Annotated in this window: 19 protein-coding genes; 8 read left to right on the forward strand and 11 right to left on the reverse strand. The window is 74.6% G+C overall.

The features are described from left to right. Positions 1 to 262: 262 nt before the first annotated feature. From araA to ACFW1A_RS09425, 4 genes are all read right to left on the reverse strand, one after another. Entirely contained in the window at positions 263 to 1,816 is a 1,554-nt protein-coding gene (araA, locus tag ACFW1A_RS09410; protein WP_380406763.1) for an L-arabinose isomerase, read from the reverse strand. Next, the gene (locus ACFW1A_RS09415; protein ID WP_380406765.1) at positions 1,813 to 2,517 is read right to left on the reverse strand and encodes an L-ribulose-5-phosphate 4-epimerase; all 705 of its coding nucleotides are present in this window, start codon (positions 2,515 to 2,517) and stop codon (positions 1,813 to 1,815) included. The genes araA and ACFW1A_RS09415 overlap by 4 nt, the downstream gene beginning before the upstream one ends. Next, complete coding sequence (gene araB / locus ACFW1A_RS09420; protein ID WP_380406767.1) at positions 2,514 to 4,238, reverse strand: ribulokinase; 1,725 nt, start codon at positions 4,236 to 4,238, stop codon at positions 2,514 to 2,516. The genes ACFW1A_RS09415 and araB overlap by 4 nt, the downstream gene beginning before the upstream one ends. A gap of 582 nt (positions 4,239 to 4,820) precedes the next feature. Next, positions 4,821 to 4,964, reverse strand: coding sequence for a hypothetical protein (locus tag ACFW1A_RS09425; RefSeq protein WP_380406769.1), 144 nt, complete (start codon positions 4,962 to 4,964; stop codon positions 4,821 to 4,823). 247 nt (positions 4,965 to 5,211) lie between these two features. Here ACFW1A_RS09425 and ACFW1A_RS09430 point away from each other — a divergent pair, with 247 nt between their 5' ends. After that, positions 5,212 to 6,207: an ArsR/SmtB family transcription factor gene (locus tag ACFW1A_RS09430; protein ID WP_380406771.1), complete on the forward strand. Its 996-nt coding sequence runs from the start codon at positions 5,212 to 5,214 to the stop codon at positions 6,205 to 6,207. Positions 6,208 to 6,255: 48 nt separating this feature from the next. Here ACFW1A_RS09430 and ACFW1A_RS09435 read toward each other — a convergent pair whose 3' ends face one another. From ACFW1A_RS09435 to ACFW1A_RS09450, 4 genes are all read right to left on the reverse strand, one after another. Beyond that, the gene (locus tag ACFW1A_RS09435) at positions 6,256 to 6,804 is read right to left on the reverse strand and encodes a GNAT family N-acetyltransferase (RefSeq protein WP_380406774.1); all 549 of its coding nucleotides are present in this window, start codon (positions 6,802 to 6,804) and stop codon (positions 6,256 to 6,258) included. Positions 6,805 to 6,988: 184 nt separating this feature from the next. Next, entirely contained in the window at positions 6,989 to 7,462 is a 474-nt protein-coding gene (locus ACFW1A_RS09440; RefSeq protein ID WP_380406777.1) for a hypothetical protein, read from the reverse strand. A gap of 39 nt (positions 7,463 to 7,501) precedes the next feature. After that, positions 7,502 to 7,825 (reverse strand): hypothetical protein, encoded by a 324-nt coding sequence (locus tag ACFW1A_RS09445; protein WP_380406779.1) that lies wholly within the window; start codon positions 7,823 to 7,825, stop codon positions 7,502 to 7,504. A gap of 115 nt (positions 7,826 to 7,940) precedes the next feature. Then, complete coding sequence (locus tag ACFW1A_RS09450; RefSeq protein ID WP_380406781.1) at positions 7,941 to 8,747, reverse strand: hypothetical protein; 807 nt, start codon at positions 8,745 to 8,747, stop codon at positions 7,941 to 7,943. Positions 8,748 to 8,934: 187 nt separating this feature from the next. Between ACFW1A_RS09450 and ACFW1A_RS09455 the strand changes: the two genes are divergently transcribed. From ACFW1A_RS09455 to ACFW1A_RS09480, 6 genes are all read left to right on the forward strand, one after another. Then, positions 8,935 to 9,252 carry a DUF6191 domain-containing protein gene (locus ACFW1A_RS09455; protein ID WP_380406783.1) on the forward strand — a complete coding sequence of 106 codons (318 nt, stop codon included), beginning with the start codon at positions 8,935 to 8,937 and terminating at the stop codon, positions 9,250 to 9,252. Positions 9,253 to 9,454: 202 nt separating this feature from the next. Next, the gene (locus ACFW1A_RS09460; protein ID WP_380406785.1) at positions 9,455 to 10,099 is read left to right on the forward strand and encodes a hypothetical protein; all 645 of its coding nucleotides are present in this window, start codon (positions 9,455 to 9,457) and stop codon (positions 10,097 to 10,099) included. Between the two features lie 668 nt (positions 10,100 to 10,767). After that, positions 10,768 to 12,291, forward strand: a complete 1,524-nt coding sequence (locus ACFW1A_RS09465; protein ID WP_380406787.1) for a methyltransferase domain-containing protein — start codon at positions 10,768 to 10,770, stop codon at positions 12,289 to 12,291. A gap of 230 nt (positions 12,292 to 12,521) precedes the next feature. Beyond that, positions 12,522 to 13,181 carry an ArsR/SmtB family transcription factor gene (locus ACFW1A_RS09470; protein ID WP_380406789.1) on the forward strand — a complete coding sequence of 220 codons (660 nt, stop codon included), beginning with the start codon at positions 12,522 to 12,524 and terminating at the stop codon, positions 13,179 to 13,181. Beyond that, the gene (locus tag ACFW1A_RS09475) at positions 13,178 to 13,915 is read left to right on the forward strand and encodes an SRPBCC domain-containing protein (protein ID WP_380406791.1); all 738 of its coding nucleotides are present in this window, start codon (positions 13,178 to 13,180) and stop codon (positions 13,913 to 13,915) included. The genes ACFW1A_RS09470 and ACFW1A_RS09475 overlap by 4 nt, the downstream gene beginning before the upstream one ends. An 81-nt stretch (positions 13,916 to 13,996) precedes the next feature. Continuing rightward, positions 13,997 to 14,569 carry a dihydrofolate reductase family protein gene (locus tag ACFW1A_RS09480; RefSeq protein ID WP_380406793.1) on the forward strand — a complete coding sequence of 191 codons (573 nt, stop codon included), beginning with the start codon at positions 13,997 to 13,999 and terminating at the stop codon, positions 14,567 to 14,569. 56 nt (positions 14,570 to 14,625) lie between these two features. Here ACFW1A_RS09480 and ACFW1A_RS09485 read toward each other — a convergent pair whose 3' ends face one another. After that, entirely contained in the window at positions 14,626 to 15,069 is a 444-nt protein-coding gene (locus tag ACFW1A_RS09485; RefSeq protein ID WP_380406795.1) for a GNAT family N-acetyltransferase, read from the reverse strand. 32 nt (positions 15,070 to 15,101) lie between these two features. Continuing rightward, the gene (locus ACFW1A_RS09490; RefSeq protein ID WP_380406797.1) at positions 15,102 to 16,073 is read right to left on the reverse strand and encodes a GlxA family transcriptional regulator; all 972 of its coding nucleotides are present in this window, start codon (positions 16,071 to 16,073) and stop codon (positions 15,102 to 15,104) included. A gap of 72 nt (positions 16,074 to 16,145) precedes the next feature. Between ACFW1A_RS09490 and ACFW1A_RS09495 the strand changes: the two genes are divergently transcribed. Then, a complete protein-coding gene (locus tag ACFW1A_RS09495; RefSeq protein ID WP_380406799.1) occupies positions 16,146 to 16,802 on the forward strand; it encodes an HD domain-containing protein in 657 nt (218 codons plus the stop codon). Positions 16,803 to 16,865: 63 nt separating this feature from the next. Here ACFW1A_RS09495 and ACFW1A_RS09500 read toward each other — a convergent pair whose 3' ends face one another. Next, positions 16,866 to 17,453 (reverse strand): TetR family transcriptional regulator, encoded by a 588-nt coding sequence (locus tag ACFW1A_RS09500; RefSeq protein ID WP_380406801.1) that lies wholly within the window; start codon positions 17,451 to 17,453, stop codon positions 16,866 to 16,868. Positions 17,454 to 17,482 lie beyond the last annotated feature (29 nt).

The following is a 17,482-nucleotide window of genomic DNA, read 5'->3' on the forward strand; positions in this document are numbered from 1 at the left end:
TTCTCGGTGGTTTTTTCCTGGGGGGGGGTGGGTGGGGTTTTGTTTGGGGGGGGGGGGGGGGCGGGGGGGCCGGGCTGGGGGGGGGGGGGGCGGCGGGCCGGGGGGGAGGCGCACCCCCCCGCCCGGTGGCCGGCCGCGGTGGGTGCGGCCGACCGGCCGCACCCCGGCCGGGCGAAGCGGGTGGCCCGGTCGGACTGCGGGGCTCGGGAGCGTGCGGGGCACCGGAGCCCCCCGGGTCCGGGCGGGGCACCCCGTCCCGCCGTCAGAAGCCCTGCGCCAGCCGGTGGTAGGCCTGGTTCCAGCGCAGCTCCCGGGTGAACCGGGGCACCGTGGTGGCCGCGTCGATCAGCGCCAGCTCGGTGCCGGTCATCTCCGCGAAGTCGGCGAGCTCCGCGCTCCCGACCGCGGTGGAGAGCACCGTGTGGTGCGGACCGCCGGCGGTCAGCCAGGCCTCCGCGGAGGTCGACAGGTCGGGGCGCGGCGCCCAGACCGCACGGGCCACCGGCAGGCTCGGCAGCGGCTGCACCGGCTCCACCAGATCGATCTCGTTGGCGACCAACCGGAACCGGTCCCCCAGGTCCGCCAGACCCACGACGACCCCCGGACCCGTGACCGCGTCGAAGACCAGCCGGACCGGGTCCTCCCGCCCGCCGATGCCGAGCGGATGGATCTCGCAGGAGGGCCGGGCCGCGGCGATCGTCGGGCAGACCTCCAGCATGTGCGCACCCAGGATCAGCTGGCGGCCCGGCTCCAGGTGGTAGGTGTAGTCCTCCATGAAGGAGGTGCCGCCGGGGCGGCCGCGGCCCATCGCCTTGAGCGTGCGCAGCAGCGCGGCGGTCTTCCAGTCGCCCTCGCCGCCGAACCCGTAGCCGTCGGCCATCAGGCGCTGCACCGCCAGCCCGGGGAGCTGGCGCAGGCCGCCGAGGTCCTCGAAGTTGGTGGTGAAGGCGCCGAAGCCGCCGGCGGTGAGGAAGGTCCGCAGGCCCGCCTCGATCCGGGCGGCGTAGCGCAGCGAGCCGTGCCGCTCGCCGCCCGGCGCGAGCTCGGGGGCCAGGGCGTACCGGTCCTGGTACTCCTTGACCAGGGCGTCCACCTCGGCCTCGGTGGCGGCGTCGACCAGCGCGACCAGGTCGTTCACCCCGTAGGTGTTGACCGAGACGCCGAACCGTCGCTGGGCCTCGACCTTGTCGCCCTCGGTCACGGCCACGTCGCGCATGTTGTCGCCGAACCGGGCCAGCTTCAGGGTGCGCAGCTCGGTGCGGCCGGTGGCGGCGCGGCTCCAGACGCCGATCCGCTCGGCCACCCGGGGCTCGCCGACGTGGCCGGCCACCGTGGTCCGCGGGACGCCGAGGCGGGTCTGGACGAAGCCGAACTCCCGGTCGCCGTGGGCGGCCTGGTTGAGGTTCATGAAGTCCATGTCGATGCTGGCCCAGGGGATCTCCACGTGCGCCTGGGTGTGCAGGTGGAGCAGCGGCTTGTCCAGCGCGTCGAGCCCGGCGATCCACATCTTGGCCGGCGAGAAGGTGTGCATCCAGGCGATCACCCCGACGCACTCGTCCGCCGCGTTGGCGGCGAGCATGGTGCGGCGGATGGCGTCGGCGTCGGTGAGCACGGGCTGCCAGAGCAGCTCGGCCGCGAGCCCGCCGCCGGCGGCGAGCCGGTGCGCGATGGCCTGCGACTGCTCGGCCACCTGGCGCAGGGTCTGCTCGCCGTAGAGGTGCTGGCTGCCGGTCAGGAACCAGATGCGGCGGGCGGGCCCGCCGGGGCCGGCCGCGCCCGGGCCCCCGGCACCGCCCGTCCGCGTACCGCTGCTCATGCCTCGGCTCCCGTGGGTTCGGTGGGCTGCTGCCCGTAGACGTTCTGGTAGCGGTCGTGCAGGCGGTCGATCGCCCCCTGGTCCAGGCGGCTGACCGGGCCGAGCTGCCGGGCCAGGTGGACGGTGCGGGCCACGTCCTCGCACATCACCGCGGCCTTCACCGCCGCCTTCGCGTCCTTGCCGACGGTGAACACGCCGTGCCCGCGCATCAGCACCGCGGGCGACCTGCTCCCGCCGAGGGTGGCCACGATCCCCTCGCCGATCGACTGGTCGCCGATCAGCGCGAACGGCCCGACGGGTATGTCGTCGCCGAACTCGTCCCCCATCGCGGTGATCGCGCACGGCACCGGCTCGCCCGCCGCCGCCCACGCGGTGGCGTACGGCGAGTGGGTGTGCACCACGCCGCCCACCGCGGGCATGTGCCGGTAGACGTAGGCGTGCGCGGCGGTGTCCGAGGACGGCCGGTGGTGGCCCTCGACCACGTTCCCGAACAGGTCGGTCACGATCATCGACTCGGCGGTGAGGTCCTGGTAGGCCACGCCGCTGGGCTTGATCACCATCAGGTCCCGGCCCGGCACCCGCGCGCTCACGTTTCCGCTGGTCCAGGCGACCAGCCCCCAGCGGAGCAGTTCGGCGTGCAGGGCGCAGACCTCCTCCCGCAGGGCCTTGAGCACGTCGCCCGCGCCCGGATGGTCCGTCATCGTTCGCTCTCCTTGGTCGCAGTCGAGGTGGCCCCGGCCGGCGCGGCCGCGTTGCGCAGCGCCCGCAGCCGGTGCATCGCACCGTTCGCCCGGCCGAAGTGGTCGTGCAGCTCGCGGTACTCCGCGTACAACAGGTCGTAGGTGTCGGCGCGTGCGGGATCGGGCAGGTAGCGCGCCCGGTCGATCCGCCCCATCGCCTTCGACGCGGCCCGGATGTCGGGGTACGCGCCCGCGGCCACCGCCGCGTGGATCGCCGAGCCGAGCGCGCCGCCCTGCTCGGAGCCGATCACGTTGACCGGCCGGCGCAGCACGTCGCTGTAGATCTGCAGGAGGAAGGCGTTCTTCAGCAGCCCGCCCGCCACGGTGAACTCGATCACCGGCACTCCGGCCCGTTCGAAGGCCTCCACGACGGTCCGGGTGCCGAAGGCCGTCGCCTCCAGCAGGGCGCGGTAGATCTCCTCCGGGCGGGTGTCCAGGGTGAGCCCGAGCAGCAGGCCGGACAGGTGGTGGTCGACCAGCACCGACCGGTTGCCGCTGTGCCAGTCCAGGGCGACCAGGCCGTGCCCGCCGACCGGCTGGTCGGCGGCCTTCTCGGTGAGCAACTGGTGTGCGGTCAGGCCGCGTTCGTCCGCCTCGGCGGCGTAGGCGGCGGGCAGTGCCGTGCGCACGGCCCAGGCGAAGATGTCGCCGACGCCGGACTGGCCGGCCTCGTAGCCCCAGAGTCCGGGAACGACGCCGTCCTTGACCACCCCGCACATGCCCGGCACGTCGGCCGGCCGGTCGGAGTTCATGATGTGACAGGTGCTGGTGCCCATGATGGCCAGCAGGTGCCCCGGCTCCAGCGCCTGGGCGGCCGCGCCGGTGACGTGCGCGTCCACGTTGCCGACGGCCACCGGGGTGCCCTCGGCCAGGCCGGTCCAGGCCGCGGCCCGCGCGCCGAGCCCGCCGGCGCGGCCGCCGAGCGGGGACAGCGGGAAGTCCAGCTTGGCGGTGAGCGCGGGGAACTCCGGGTGCAGCTCGGCGAGGAACCCCGCACCGGGCCGACCGCTGCCGGGCAGCAGGTCGGGCTGATGGATCCCCTTGTAGCCGGCGGTGCAGACGTTGCGGCTCTCGGCACCGGTCAGCTCCCAGACGATCCAGTCGGCCGCCTCGATCCAGCGTGCGGCGGCCCGGAAGGTGTCCGGGTCCTCCTCCAGCAGCTGCAGCGCCTTGGCGTACTCCCATTCGCTGGAGATCTTCCCCCCGTACCGGGCGAGCCACGGCTCGCCGCGCTCGGCGGCCAGCGCATTGATCCGGTCGGCCTGTTCCTGCGCGGCGTGGTGCTTCCACAGCTTCGGGTAGGCGTGCGGGCGGGCGGCGTACTCGGGGAGTTCGCACAGCGGCACTCCGTCGGCCGTGCTGGGCAGCACCGTGCACGCGGTGAAGTCCGTCGCGATGCCGATGACCTGACGGTTCGTCACGCCGGCCGCACGGAGCGCCTGCGGCACCGCGATCCGCAGGACGTCCCGCCAGTCCTGGGGCACCTGGAGCGCCCAGTCCGGCGGCAGCGCCTGCCCCGCACCGCCGGGCAGGTGGTCCTCCAGCACCCCGTGCCGGTACTCGTGCACCCCCTCCCCCAGCTGCACGCCGTCGGCGACCCGCACCACCACGGCCCGCCCCGACAGGGTGCCGAAGTCGATGCCGACGGTGACGGCCGGCCCAGCAGACGGCTGCTCTCGCACGGGGGCTCCTCGCAGTGAGATCGAATGTTATCGCTAACAAAACATCGGACGCGGTTCCCACCAGGCCTGACGGACCGCCACCGGGGCTCCGGCAGCCGAATCCGCCCGGGGTCGGGATGCGCGGACGGCCCGGACGGACCCGGCCGCTCCCCCGGCGCACCCGGTGACCGCGGCAAGAACGCTACCCGCCACCGGACTTCCGGCCCGTCAGGCCCCGCCGTCGCCGGGGTGGGCGGCGACTGGCGAGGACGATTGTGATCGCTAACATTGCGGCCCGTCAACAGTCCTGACACTGCGAAATTGACGAGACCCCGGCCACGCGGGCGGCGCGGCCGGGGTGGCCCGGGCTGCCGACGCGGCCCGGAGTGCGGACCCATGGCCCGTGGACCACCTCGGCCGCGCCCGACCGGTCGCCGAGCGGCCGGCCAGGGGTCCCGGGCGAGCGGCTGCCCAGGACTCCCGCGGGCAGCCCGGCGGTGGGGGCACTCCGGGAGCTCGTACCGAAGCGGTCCGTTCCGATCAGTGAGGTCCGGTGCGCAGACGTCCGTCGACGCCGCCGCACCGGTTCGGCAGGCAGGGCGATCACCAGATCCAGGCGCACTCCCGGGTCACACAGGCGACGTTCGGGGTGGCGGCGGCCGAGGCGGGCGCGGCACCGAGCCCCAGCAGGGCGGCCGCACCGAGCGTGGCGGCGACGGCGGCCTTGATCCAGGTCTGACGACGCATGACGATCTCCTCGTTGGCGGTGGTGGTGTCCCGGGCCGGCGGGCGCCCGCACGATCGGGCGACAGCGCCGCACCGTCCTGCCCAGGCCCGGCGGAAGGTGTTCCGCCGCGGTGCCGTGATCGTCGCAGCGGGACCGCGCGGCGCACGAGCTGTTCAGCGTGGGCCGAATAGTCGCGAAACCGCCCCGACCCGCGGCGCAGCGGGCAAGATCGTTCCGTCAGGTCGGCGCAGGCAGGAGGGTGGATCCGTGCTCGAAATCGGCTTCGGCGTGTCGGACGTGGCGCGGACCGCCTTCGCCGTCTCGCCGCTGGAGCAACTGCTCACCGGCATCGCCGACGCGGGGCACCACTGCGTCGCCGGCTCGGTCCGGCGCGCCCGCTGGTGGCGCCGGGTGCGGCAGCACGTCCCGCGGCAGGCCGAGTGCCTGCTGGAACTGCTCAATGCCGACCCGGAGGAAGTTCCCGACTTCCTCTGCACCGACGCCGGCCCCGGGCACCGGCGGCTCGCCGACGAACTCGACGCCCTCACCGCCGTCTCCGAGGACCGCCTCCGCCAGGACCTCGCCTTCTACGGCACCGGCCGTCAGCTGCCCCGCATTGTCCGGGAGCTGCGCGAGGAGGGCACAGGCCGGCTGCGGCAGCTCGCCGACGGCGCCCGGGCCCTGTTCCGGGCCTGCCTGGCCCCGGACTGGCCGGACATCCAGCGCCTGCTGGCCACCGACCTCGCCCACCGCTCCCGGACCGTCGCCCAGGGCGGCCCGGGCAGCATGCTGGACCGGCTCCACCCGCGCGCGACCTGGCGGGCCGACGGTCTGCTGCGGATCGACACACCCGGCTTCGACCACCGGCTGGAACTCGGCGGCCACGGACTGGAGCTGCGCCCCAACGTCTTCCTGGCCGCCGTCACGGCCGTCCCGACGGCTGCGGCGCACGGCCGCCCCACGGCGCTGCTCTACCCGATCGGCGCCCAGCCCGAGCGGCCCGCCGCTGGGGCGGTGGACGGCCTGGCCGGCCTGGTGGGACCCAGCCGGGCCCGCGCGCTGCGCGCGATCGGCCTGGGCCCGTGCACCACGGCCCAGTTGAGCGAGCGCCTGGGCCTCAGCCCGGCGAGCGCGTCCGCGCACGCCACCGCCCTGCGGGTGGCCGGCGCGATCACCACGGAGCGCGAGGGACGGCAGGTCCGGCACGAAGTCACCGTGCTCGGACGCGACCTGCTCCTGCACAACCCCGAGCGACCGGACTGACCCGCGGGCCCGGCCCCACCGCGCGGAGCCGCCGGGTCGATCACGAACTCAGCCGGCCTGCGTGACCGGTGACCACACCGCGAACCACTGCTCCGCGCCGTACTCCTCGAACCGCTCCACCTCGGTGAACCCCAGCTTGGCCGCGACCCGCAGCGAGGCGGCGTTGGCGACCTGACTGGAGAGCACCACCGGCTCCCCGGGGTAGGCACCGGCGAACCAGGCGAGCGCCGCCGCGCCGGCCTCCGCCGCGTAGCCCTGTCCCCAGGCCTCGGGCAGGAACATGTAGCCGAGCTCGGTCTCCTCGCCCTCCGGGCGGATGTGGCCCAGCCGGTCGGCACCGCGCGGGTCGAGCGTGATCATGCCGATCGTCGCCCCGGCGAGCTCGACCGCGAAGAAGCCCCGACGCCTGCCGGGCACCTCCGGCACCTTCCGCTCCAGTTCCGCACGCGGCTGCGCACCACCGACGAACCGGCACACGTCCGGCGCCGAGAAGATGTCGATGAACGCCGCACGGTCCCGCGGCTCGGACTCCCGGAGCACGAGCCGTGCGGTCCTGATCGGGGCGGGTGGCCAGCTGGCAGGTCCCTGTTCAGTCATGTCCGGCAACGTACCAGCCGATGATCGACAAGCCGTTCGAAGCAGTGCGCGGACGGCGTTCTGCAGCAGAGCGGTGACAATCGCGCCGGAGCATCGCCCGGTTCCGCGCAGTTCCGCGCGGTGCGGGCGAGCGGCGGCACGCCGGGGGCGGCACCGACCCGAACGGCCCTGCGCCGTGCGGCGGTCAGTGCGCGGCCGGTCCAACGCTGCGGACCCACACGGGAAACGGCGCCGGCGCAACCGCTTCGCCCGGCGGATCCTCGTCGGGCTCAAGATCCGCCCAGGCCACCACCCCCGGGGAGGGGTCCGCCAGATAGGCCCGGACGATCGGCGCGAGGTCGTCGCAGGGCAGGTAGGCGCCCCCGAAGGGCAACCCGTCCGACGCCACCGAGCCCGTCGAGCAGCGGAGCTGCCCGGCCTGCTCGTCGTGCCACACGTAGAACGTCGCCACCCCGGCGAAGCCCGTCGCCCGCACCCGCCGTCCCAGGGCCTGCGCGGTCCGCTCGAAGGCGGCCACCACCGCGGCCACGGACAACGCCGGCCGTTCCTCGTCCGTCGCGCCGAGCCACCAGGTGTTGGTCTCCCACTCCACCCGTCGGTCGGCAGGCTCCAGCACCAGCGGTTCGTCCGCTACTTCGGCGATCCAGGTCAGCAACATCCGCACAATCTCCCGCCCCGAGCTCCGACGGCGCCCTGCCTACTGCGAGGCCCGCAGCGCGGCTCCCGCCGACGCCACATCCAGGTCGACCACCAGCTCCTCACCCTCCCACCGGCCGCGCTCCGAGATCTCCAGTCCGATCAGCGCCAACTCCGCGGCCCTGTCCCGCAGCAGGTACTCCTCGTGGGTCTCCGGCGCACCCCCGCCCAGCTCGTCCCGGTCCCAGGCGGCCACCGCGGCCTCGGCCACCGCCCTGGGCAGCCGCACCCCGACCCGGCCCACCTGGGCGTCGACGTACTCCCCGATGGCCGCCAGCACCGCGGAGTCGGCCCGGTAGCGCCCGTCCTGCTCGTGATCCATCACGGGGCGAGGCTACTCATGAGCGGAGCACCTGTCCCGGCGGTTTTGCGGCGAGTCTCCGCTCCCGGCCTCCGCGTGCCGCGGCGGTGCTCGCCGTGGCGTCACGGCGGCGGTCACGTTATCCGCCGGCGCGGACGGCCTCGGCCACTTCGTGCGCCCGGCCGGGGTCGTAGACGGTCACCACCGAGTGCGGGGAGGACATCGCGGCGGCCCGGGGCGTGTACCGGTAGCCGCGGACACCGTGCCGGGCGGCCAGCCCGTCGACCGCGCTCACGGGCACCTGCCACCGGGCGGCCAGCTCCGACCGCGTCCACCACTCGTCCGGGCACACGAACCTCTGCCGGACGTCCGAGCGCAGCTCCACCGGCACCCCGGCCGGGTCGAGTTGTTCGGTCAGCCACTCGACCAGCAGGTCCGTACCGACCTGGGACAGCGGGGAGAACAACCCGGGCTCGCAGTCCACCGGCCCGCCGGTCGTGTGCAGCACCACCGTGACCGACGCTCGCCGGCCCAGCCGGAGCCGCTCGGAAACGACGACTCGCTGCAGATCGGTCACCGCCAGGGTCGACGACCGCAGGAAGCCCGCGACCACGAGCTGGGTCGCGCTCCCCGAGGAGCGGAACTCGATCCACCGCACCATCGTGACCACCGCCGGGAACGCCACGCCCGCACCCAGCACGATCACGGCCAGGGCCGTGAGCCCCAGGACGGCCCAGAACACGCCCCAGATGACCCCGGCCCCGAAGAGCGCGGCCAGGGCCAGCGTCACCGCCAGCAGGGGGGCCGCTATCCAGAGCGGAACCAGCACGCTCGCACCGAAGTCGTAGCCGACCTGCCGGAACCGCCCCGGCACGAACACCAGCCGCGGGCCCGCTGCGGCTGCCGTCACCACTCCTGCCAAGGGGTCCGAGCTCTGGCTGGCCATGAGCCAAAGGTAGCTCCCCGCACCGGAGTTCGAAAGACGTCCGCAGCGCCGTGCCCTTGCATGGCCGGGCCCGGCGAAGGCCGCGCCACCGCAGCAGCCGCAGGCTCGGGCGGGAGGCGCAGGCTCGGGCGGGATGCCGGTCCGGGCCCCCTGTCCGGTCGCGAGAGCGACGGGCGATACTGACCCGATGGGGTTCCTCGTTTTCATGACGCTGCCGGGACTGGTGCTGCTGCTCACCGCGCTCGCGCTGGTCGACCAGGTGCTGTTGCGGGCCGGTCGGGCCGGGTTGCTGCCCTGGCGGAGCGGCGTGCGGCAGGGGCAGGTCTCCGCGACCGGGTTCGAGCAGCTGCACGCCACCTTCTCGGCCGGCAAGCAGCACGAGCTCAAGGAGCGCCAGTCGGCGCTGATGCTGCGCGACGACGACGAGGACGGCGCCCCGCCGCACCGGACCGGGGTGGACCTGGCGCGCGGGTCGGCGGTGATCCGGCTGCCGAAGGCCTCCTGACGCAGCCTCTCGTGACGGGCCGAACGGGCCGGACGGGCCGGACTGCCCGCACGGGCGTCGCGGGCGTCGCCGGCGCCACGGGCTGACCGGTCCGGGGGACGCGGTGCACGGGCCGGTCGGGCCGCGATGATCACGCTCACCTATGCTGCTGCCTGCGGAGGGGGAGCCGCCCCGGTGTCCGCCCGATCCACCGGAGGAGCACATGGCACTGGGCGAGCAGGATCTCCTGCCGGGCGAGACCGTCCGGATGCGCCGCAACGCCAATGCGGTCATCGACGTCGACGAGGCGGGGCTCACCCGGTTCGCCTTCGACCACCGGCTCGGCAGCATGTCCGGCCTGGAGGCGATCGGCGGGCGCCTGCACCTCACGAACTACCGACTCGTCTTCAACGCGCACGCGTTCAACCGGTTGCGCGGCCGGTTCAGCATCCTGCTGCCGACCGTGGAACACGTGGCGGACGTCTCCGAGGGCATCGCCAGCCGGGTCGAGGTGGCGACCGGAACGCAGCGGCTCACCTTCGTCGTGTGGGGCGTGAACCGGTTCGTCCGGGCGGTCACCGCGGCGCGCGACGAACTGGACGACGCGGCGACCGCCCGGCTGACCGCCCTTGCCGCAGCAGCACCCGCGAAGCTCGGCACGGGCATGCCGACGGCACCGCTGGTCGACGGCGTGATCGCCGCGCTCGGCCTGACGGCACCGGTCGCCGCGCACGCCCTGGACGGGGCACGCGTGCGTCGGCACCCGTTCACCACGGCGAGCTCGCTGAGCCTCGCCGAGCTGCTGACCGAGCGGCGCGACGTCGTCGGCGAGGCCGAGGCCGATCCGGCGGAGCTGACCGACCGTTGACGCCCGCGCCCGCCGCCGGTCCCGGCTCGGGACAGGCTCGACGGCGGTCGGGAACCGGCTCGACGGCCGCGGACTGATGTCAGCTGGCGCGAATCAGTCGGCCCGTCGCACCACATGGAGCGCCGCCTACGCCGCCGGCTTCACCACCGACCAGTGCGCCGAGGAGAACGAGCTGCGGTCGCCGGGCTGGCCGGTCATCGTGACCTGCGTCCGCCGACCGCCGCCGGGCCCTGAGCCCGGCGCGCCTGGTCCGGCGCGCAGTGCCGCGCCACGCGCCCCGTCCGACTCGGAGCGCGCTCCCGAGCCGGACCCCCGCGCGCACACCCGGGCGAAGCCCGGCCGGACCTGACCTCGGTGCAGCTCCCGAGACAGGGCCCCGGTCGCACGGCGACCCACCCGACCGGTGCCGCCGCTCCCCCGCCGCCCGGCCCCGACCGCAGCCCCGCCCCGACCCGCCGCCGGCCCCAGCCACCCGCCCGCTTCGCCCGATCCACGTCGGACCGGTGCCGCCCGGCCGGGGCGAGCCGGGGTCGGCACACCGGGGTCCGTCGAGCCGCGGCCTCGACGCGTTCGATCACAGGATTGACGACTCTCGGTGCTTGCGTGATGTCGCAGTGTAATGTCCCTCCGACTTCTCGATCCCGCACTCGACACAGGAACACCCGCCGATGACTCCCGAGCCCGCCGCCCCGCCGACGATCACCCACCCGACCGCCCCGCTCCCGGGCTCCGCGCAGGCCGCCGCCCGGCCGTTCGACGTCCTGGGCAAGACGTACGAGGACACCTACGCCCACCTGCCCGAGCAACTGGCCGCGATCACCTGGCTGCTGGCCCGTCTGCCGGAGGCGGCGCGGGTGCTCGACATCGGCTCGGGCACCGGCCGGCCGACGGCCGAGCGGCTCACTGCGGCCGGCCACCGGGTGACCGGGTGCGACGTGTCGCAGACCATGGTCGACCTGGCCCGCAGTCAGGTGCCGGGCGCCCGGTTCCAGCTGGCCGACGTCCGCGACCTCGCGGAGGCACCGGGGAGCTGGGACGCGATCACCGCGTTCTTCCCGCTGCTGCAGATGCGGCGCTCGGACCTGGACGAGACACTCGCCCGGATCGCCGACTGGCTGGTGCCGGGCGGCCTGTTCGTCCTCGCCACCGTGCCGTTCGACGGGGAGGAGGCCGAGCTCACCTGGATGGGCCAGCGGGTGCACTGCACCAGCTACCCCGCCGAGATGTTCCGGAAGGTGCTGGAATCCGTCGGGCTTGACGTCGTGCACGAGCAACTCAGTGTCTTCTACCCGGACTTCCCCGGCATGGGCGAGGAGGAGCACCTGTTCGTCTACGCGGTCAAGCCCGGCGGTCCGCCGGCTCCCGCGCACGCGCTGGCCGGCCCCTACCCGCTGCCCGCCGGTCACCGCGGTCCGCACGAGCTGAGCGAGACGGGCTGGTCGGACATGGAGGCCCGGTTCGAGCGGCACGACGTCGCCCTGGTCGTCGACCTGCTGGACCGCAACTCCCAGGTGCTGGACGTCGGCGGTGGCACCGGTGCCGTGGTGCGCGAGATCGCCGAGCGGATCGGCCGGGTCACCACCATCGAGCCGCACGCCGCCCGGGAGGCCGCCATGCGTCCACTGGCCGACCGGGGCGTCCGGGTGCTGCCCGGGCGGGCCGAGGAACTGCCCTTCTCCGACGGCGGGTTCGACGCCGGCGTCGCGACCTGGGTGCTGCACTACTGCGACGACCCGGACCGGGCGGTCGCGGAACTGGCCCGGGTGGTGGACCGCAGCCACCCGGAGGCCAAGGTGGTGCTCGTGCAGGGCGCGCCGGACAACGAGCTGATCGCACTGTGGAACCGCACCTGCGCCGACCTGCTGGGCGAACCCCGGGACCACCAGGGCTACCTGCTCAGCCGTGCGGCCGCGATCCTGGCCGAACGCGGCTTCGCGGACGTCTCCTTCACCCGGGCCCGGGTCGACGTGGTCTTCCCCGAGGCCGGCGCCGAGGCCAAGGCCGCAGCGGCGGCGCAGGTGCTCGCCGCGTTCTGGAACACCGGCGACCCCCGCCTCGCCGAGCTGAGCGCCGCGTTGCTGCCGGCGCTGCGGGCCCACTTCGCCACCGGCACCGACCGGTTCAACGACGACGCGGTGCTCCTGGTCGCCCGCCCCCGCTGCACGGCCGCGCACCCGGCCCCGGCCGGCTGACCCCGGTGACGCCCGGGTCCCGCTGCCCCGCGCCCTGACCGGCGACCTGCGGCCGCACTACCCCCAGGCGTCCCGGTCGGGGCGCTCGCGTTCCCGTCGCTGCGCCTGCCCGTCCGCCACGAACGGAGCCGCGCCGAGCCGAACACGAACACGCTCCCCGTTCGTCCGACCGGCCCACCGACAACCATTCCTTCCTTGACAATTTTTCTTGTCGGTCAGATGCTGGAAGCGTGCTGGACGTCGCCGTGATCGAAGAACCCGCTGCGGCCGAGGCCACCCTGGACCCGATACGGTCCCGGATCCTCGCCGCCCTGGCCGAGCCCGGCTCGGCCGCCATGCTGGCCACCCGCCTCGGGTTGCCCCGGCAGAAGGTCAACTACCACCTGAAGGAGTTGGAGCGGCACCGCCTGGTCGAGCTCGTCGAGGAACGCCGCAAGGGCAACGTCACCGAGCGGGTGTTCCGCGCCACCGCGGCCTCCTACGTGATCTCGCCCAGCGTGCTCGCCGCCGTCAGTCCGGACCCGGCGCGTTCGCCGGACCAGCTCTCGGCCCGCTGGCTGCTGGCGCTGGGCTCGCGGCTGGTGCAGGAGGTGGGGTCGCTGCTGACCGGTGCCTCCCGGGCCGGGCGGCGGGTGGCCACCTTCGGCATCGACGCGCAGGTGCGGTTCGCCGACGCGGCCGACCGCGCGGCCTTCGCCGAGGAGCTGGCCCAGTCCGTGGCCGCCCTGGTCGGCCGCTACCACGACGAGTCCGCCCCCGGCGGCCGCACCCACCGGGTGGTCGTCGGGCTGCACCAGGTCCCGACCGCCTCCGCCGGCTCCGCCCCGCAGACCGGGACGCCCGCACCCGCACCGGACCGGCCCGCACCAGAACAGGACGAGCGACCATGACACACCCCTTCGAGATCGAGCTGCGGACCGCCCTGCCGGCCGACCCCGAGCAGGTCTGGGAGGCCATCGCGACCGGACCGGGCATCGACTCCTGGTTCATGGGCCGCAACGAGGTCGACCCGCGCGAGGGCGGCGTCGCCGCCATGGAGACCGGCGGCCACCGGGCGGAGGCGGTGGTCACCGGCTACGAGCCCGGCAAGCGCTTCGCCACCCGCACGGCCACCGGCGAGGACGGCCGCTTCATGGCCTTCGAGTACCTGATCGAGGGGCGCGAGGGCGGCAGCACCGTGCTCCGCCTGGTGCACAGCGGCCTGCTCGGGGACGACTGGCAGGACGAGTACGACGCGCTGCGGCGCGGCTGGCCGTTCCACCTGCACACCCTCGCCGAGTACCTGACCCACTTCCCCGGCCGGATCGCGGTCCCGGTCTTCGCGATGACCATGCCTGCCGGACAGTCCCCGCAGCAGCTCGGCGCCGCCCTCGCCCGCGGGCTCGCGCTACCGGTCACGCCGGCCGTCGGCCACCCGGTCCAGGTCGAGCCGGCCGGCCTGCCGGCGCTGGACGGCGAGGTGACCTGGTCCGACCAGGAGCACCTGCAGATCCGCACCGCCGACGGGATCTACTCCTTCCACCACGGTCCGGGCCTCGCCCTGCTGGGCCACCACCTCTTCGGCCGGGCGCCGGAGGGGGCCGAGGCCGCCTGGCAGCAGTGGCTGACCGGCCTCTACGCCTGACGGACCCTCAGGCCGACGGGCCACCACGCCGACTGATCGCCCTCGTCCCCACCTGACGAACCACCTCACCAGGAGTCACCCATGCGCACCCTGATCAGCACCGCCTTCGTCTCGCTCGACGGCGTCGTCGACTCCCCCGGCGGCGAGGAGGGCTACCGCAACGCCGGCTGGACCTTCAAGGAGGTGGAGTTCCTGCCCGAGGCCTTCGAGATCAAGGGGCGGGAGCAGGAGGAGGCCGCCGCGATGCTCCTGGGCCGGGTCAGCTACCAGGCGTTCAGCCCGGTCTGGCCGGACATGGCGGACTTCGCCCGGTACAACGCGATGCCGAAGTACGTCGTCTCCACCACCCTCACCGACGCCGACCTGGTGTCGAACTGGGGCGACACCACGATCCTGCGCTCGCTCGACGAGGTCGCCGCGCTCAAGGAGACCGAGGGCGGCCCGATCATCGTCCACGGCAGCGCCGCGCTCAACCACGCCCTGTCCGACGCCGGTCTGATCGACCGCTACCACCTGCTCGTCTTCCCGCTGCTGCTCGGCGCCGGCAAGCGGCTGTTCAGCAGCACGGACAAGGACACCCAGAAGCTGAAGCTGGTCGAGCACGAGGCCTACGCCAACGGTCTGCAGAAGCAGGTCTTCGACGTCGTCCGCTGACCGGGCGGGCCCGGCGCCCCCGCAGGTCGCACCCGGCCCGCGGGGGCGCGAGCGCGTCAGGCGAGCCGCAGGTCCGCGTACGCGACGGTGTCGCCGGGCAGCGCGTAGCGGTCGAACTCCACGAATCCGTGGCGCTCGGCGAACCGCAGGCCGTCCTCGTTGGACACCAGCACGACGGTCTCCACCACCGTCGCCCCGCACTCCCGGGCCCGGGCCAGCCCGCGCCGGTAGAGCTGCTCGCCCAGGCCCCGGCGCCGGTGGGCGGGGAGGATCCGGGCGATCACGGTCGCGGTGCCGGGGCTCTCGCCCGTGGGCGGGCGGACGGTGCTGCACCCCACCACCACGCCGTCCAGGTACACCACTTCCAGGTGGTTGCGCCCGGCGCGCTCGCGCACCTCGTCGAGCGTGAGCGGGTCGGTGGGGATGATCTCGTTGTGGACGTACTGCCAGTCGGCGAGCGCCCCGTCGTCCTGCGGCTGGGTGAAGATCGGGTCGGACATGCCCCGAGCCAATCCCGTCCGCCGACGGCCCGTCAAGCGGTTTGGTCGCCGGGCTCGCCGCCGTGCCGGAAGGTGGCCCGGTAGCCGCTCGGCGAGGTGGCCAGGTGCTGGTGGAACTGGGCCCGCAGGTTGGCCGCCGTCCCGAGGCCGACCCGGCGCGCGACGGCCGTCACCGGCAGCGCGGTGGTCTCCAGCAGTTCGCGTGCCCGGTCCAGCCGGGCCCGGAGCAGCCAGCGCATCGGCGGCTGCCCGGTCTCCTGGTGGAACCGGCGGACCAGGGTGCGCCGCGACACCGCGCCCCGGCGGGCCAGGTCGTCGACCGTGAGCGGCTCGTGCAGGTGGGCCACCGCCCACTCGCACAGTTCGGCCAGAGCCGGCCCGGGTCGCCCGCGCACGGGTGCGTGCTGCACGAACTGCGCCTGCCCACCACTGCGTTGCGGAGCGGCCACCAGGGCTCGGGCCCGCTGATTGGCCACCTGTGCGCCGTGGTCGCGGCGCACCAGGTACAGGCACAGGTCCAGGCCGGCCGCGACGCCGGCGGAGGTGAGCACCTGGCCCTCGTCGACGTACAGCACCCGCGGATCCACCTCCACCTGCGGATGGTCGCGGGCGAGCCGCTCGGCGTGCTCCCAGTGCGTGGTGGCCCGGCGGCCGTCCAGCAGGCCGGCTGCGGCCAGCGCGAAGGCGCCCGTGCAGATCGACACCATCCGGGCGCCGCGCGCGGCGGCTCCGGCGAGCGCGGCGAGGACGCCCGGCGAGGGCGGCTCCAGGGTGGCCCGGCCGGGCACGATCACGGTGTCCGCCGCCGCCAGTGCGGCGAGCCCGTGCTCCACCAGCAGCGCCGGCCCGGCGTGCACCGGGACCGGACCGGGCTGCTCGCCGCAGACCGTCAGCCGGTAGGGGCTGTCGGGCCAACTGCCGTACACCTGCACCGGGATGCCCAGGTCGAGCGCGAGCACCTCCGGCAGGGCGAGGACGACCACGCGGTGGGATCGGCGGTTCATGGCACGATCCTAGCGATGCCTGGCACGGGTGCCACTGCCCGCCTCCGGCTGGCCCCGCCTAGCGTCGTGGCCATGCATCCCACCCACTCCCCCGCGGCGCTGCCCGCACTGCCCGACTCCCCTGCCGCGACCGCCGCGTTGGCGCTGGTGCGGGAACGGATCAGCGCGCCTGCGGCCCACCACAGCATCCGCAGCTACCTGTTCGCCGTCCTGCTCGCCGAGCGCCGCGGTCTCGCCGCAGCCGGTGAATTCGATCCCGAACTGCTCTTCCACGCCTGTGTCCTGCACGACCTGGGCCTGTCCCCCGATGCTCCCGGGGCGCAGCGGTTCGAGGTCGAAGGCGCCGACCGGGCGGCCGAGTTCCTCACCGGGCTCGGGTACGGCGCCGGCGCGGTGGACCAGGTCTGGGAGGCGATCGCGCTGCACGCCTCGCCGGGCCTGGCCGAACGGCGCGGCCCGCTCGCCCTGTTGACCCGGGCGGGGATCGCGGCCGACCTCGGACTCGGCACCGACCCGATCACCGACGCCGAGGGCGCGGCGGTGCACGCCCGGCACCCGCGCCTCGGCGTGGCCCGCGACCTGGTCGAGGGGATCCTCCGCCACGCGGGTCGGGGCCCGGGCGCCGCACCCCCGTTCAGCATCGCCGCCGAACTCGCCAGGGAGCGCGCCGAGTCGGGCGGCACGCTGCTGGAGCGGGCCGAGGCGAAGTCCCGCTGGGCCGCCTACTGACGCACCGTCATCCACCGCCGCACGACCACCGGGCGGGCCGGCGTCCGGGCGCGACGGACCTGCTCACCCCTCCAGCGTCGCCCGCACGGCCGGGACCAGGCGGGCGAGCAACTCCTCCGGCGGCAGCGCCGCCACCGCCGGCAGCCGGACCAGGTAGCGGACGACCGCCAGGCCCAGCAACTGGGCCGACATCACCCCGGCCACCCGCGCGACCGCCTCCGGGCCCAGGGCGGCGGTCAGCGCCGGGACCACCTGCTGCGCGAAGGCCTCGTGCAGGCGCTCGGCAGCCCGCTCGTTGGTCACGGCCGAGCGCAGCATGATCAGAAGCGGGTCGTCGGCCGGCGCGGCCTCCCAGCGTTCCAGGAAGTGGCGCACCACGGCCTCGGGCAGCTCGGCGCGCGGCACCGACGTGAAGTCGGGGAGCCGCAGGTCGACGGCGAGCGCGGTCTCGAAGAGCCGCTCCTTGCTGCCGAAGTAGCGCATCACCATCGAGGGGTCGATGCCGGCGGCCGCACCGACCGCGCGGATGGTGGTGCGCTCGTAGCCCTGAGCGGCGAACAGGTCCCGGGCGCTGCGCAGGATCGCGGCCCGCGTGTCGTCGCCGGATCTGCGGGCGGCCGGGCCGGCGGTCGTTTCCTCACTGGTCGTCATGGAACCAGCATAGGCCAACAAGTGTTGGC

It is taken from the genome of Kitasatospora sp. NPDC058965, assembly GCF_042741245.1.
Lineage (GTDB): Bacteria > Actinomycetota > Actinomycetes > Streptomycetales > Streptomycetaceae > Kitasatospora.

Excerpts from the sequence above, each read along its gene's own strand:
- araA (WP_380406763.1), bottom strand. The coding sequence starts at position 1,816 with ATGAGCAGCGGTACGCGGACGGGCGGTGCCGGGGGCCCGGGCGCGGCC.
- ACFW1A_RS09415 (WP_380406765.1), bottom strand. The coding sequence starts at position 2,517 with ATGACGGACCATCCGGGCGCGGGCGACGTGCTCAAGGCCCTGCGGGAG.
- ACFW1A_RS09425 (WP_380406769.1), bottom strand. The coding sequence starts at position 4,964 with ATGCGTCGTCAGACCTGGATCAAGGCCGCCGTCGCCGCCACGCTCGGT.
- ACFW1A_RS09435 (WP_380406774.1), bottom strand. The coding sequence starts at position 6,804 with ATGACTGAACAGGGACCTGCCAGCTGGCCACCCGCCCCGATCAGGACC.
- ACFW1A_RS09440 (WP_380406777.1), bottom strand. The coding sequence starts at position 7,462 with ATGTTGCTGACCTGGATCGCCGAAGTAGCGGACGAACCGCTGGTGCTG.
- ACFW1A_RS09450 (WP_380406781.1), bottom strand. The coding sequence starts at position 8,747 with ATGGCCAGCCAGAGCTCGGACCCCTTGGCAGGAGTGGTGACGGCAGCC.
- ACFW1A_RS09455 (WP_380406783.1), top strand. The coding sequence starts at position 8,935 with ATGGGGTTCCTCGTTTTCATGACGCTGCCGGGACTGGTGCTGCTGCTC.
- ACFW1A_RS09460 (WP_380406785.1), top strand. The coding sequence starts at position 9,455 with ATGGCACTGGGCGAGCAGGATCTCCTGCCGGGCGAGACCGTCCGGATG.
- ACFW1A_RS09465 (WP_380406787.1), top strand. The coding sequence starts at position 10,768 with ATGACTCCCGAGCCCGCCGCCCCGCCGACGATCACCCACCCGACCGCC.
- ACFW1A_RS09475 (WP_380406791.1), top strand. The coding sequence starts at position 13,178 with ATGACACACCCCTTCGAGATCGAGCTGCGGACCGCCCTGCCGGCCGAC.
- ACFW1A_RS09480 (WP_380406793.1), top strand. The coding sequence starts at position 13,997 with ATGCGCACCCTGATCAGCACCGCCTTCGTCTCGCTCGACGGCGTCGTC.
- ACFW1A_RS09485 (WP_380406795.1), bottom strand. The coding sequence starts at position 15,069 with ATGTCCGACCCGATCTTCACCCAGCCGCAGGACGACGGGGCGCTCGCC.
- ACFW1A_RS09490 (WP_380406797.1), bottom strand. The coding sequence starts at position 16,073 with ATGAACCGCCGATCCCACCGCGTGGTCGTCCTCGCCCTGCCGGAGGTG.
- ACFW1A_RS09495 (WP_380406799.1), top strand. The coding sequence starts at position 16,146 with ATGCATCCCACCCACTCCCCCGCGGCGCTGCCCGCACTGCCCGACTCC.
- ACFW1A_RS09500 (WP_380406801.1), bottom strand. The coding sequence starts at position 17,453 with ATGACGACCAGTGAGGAAACGACCGCCGGCCCGGCCGCCCGCAGATCC.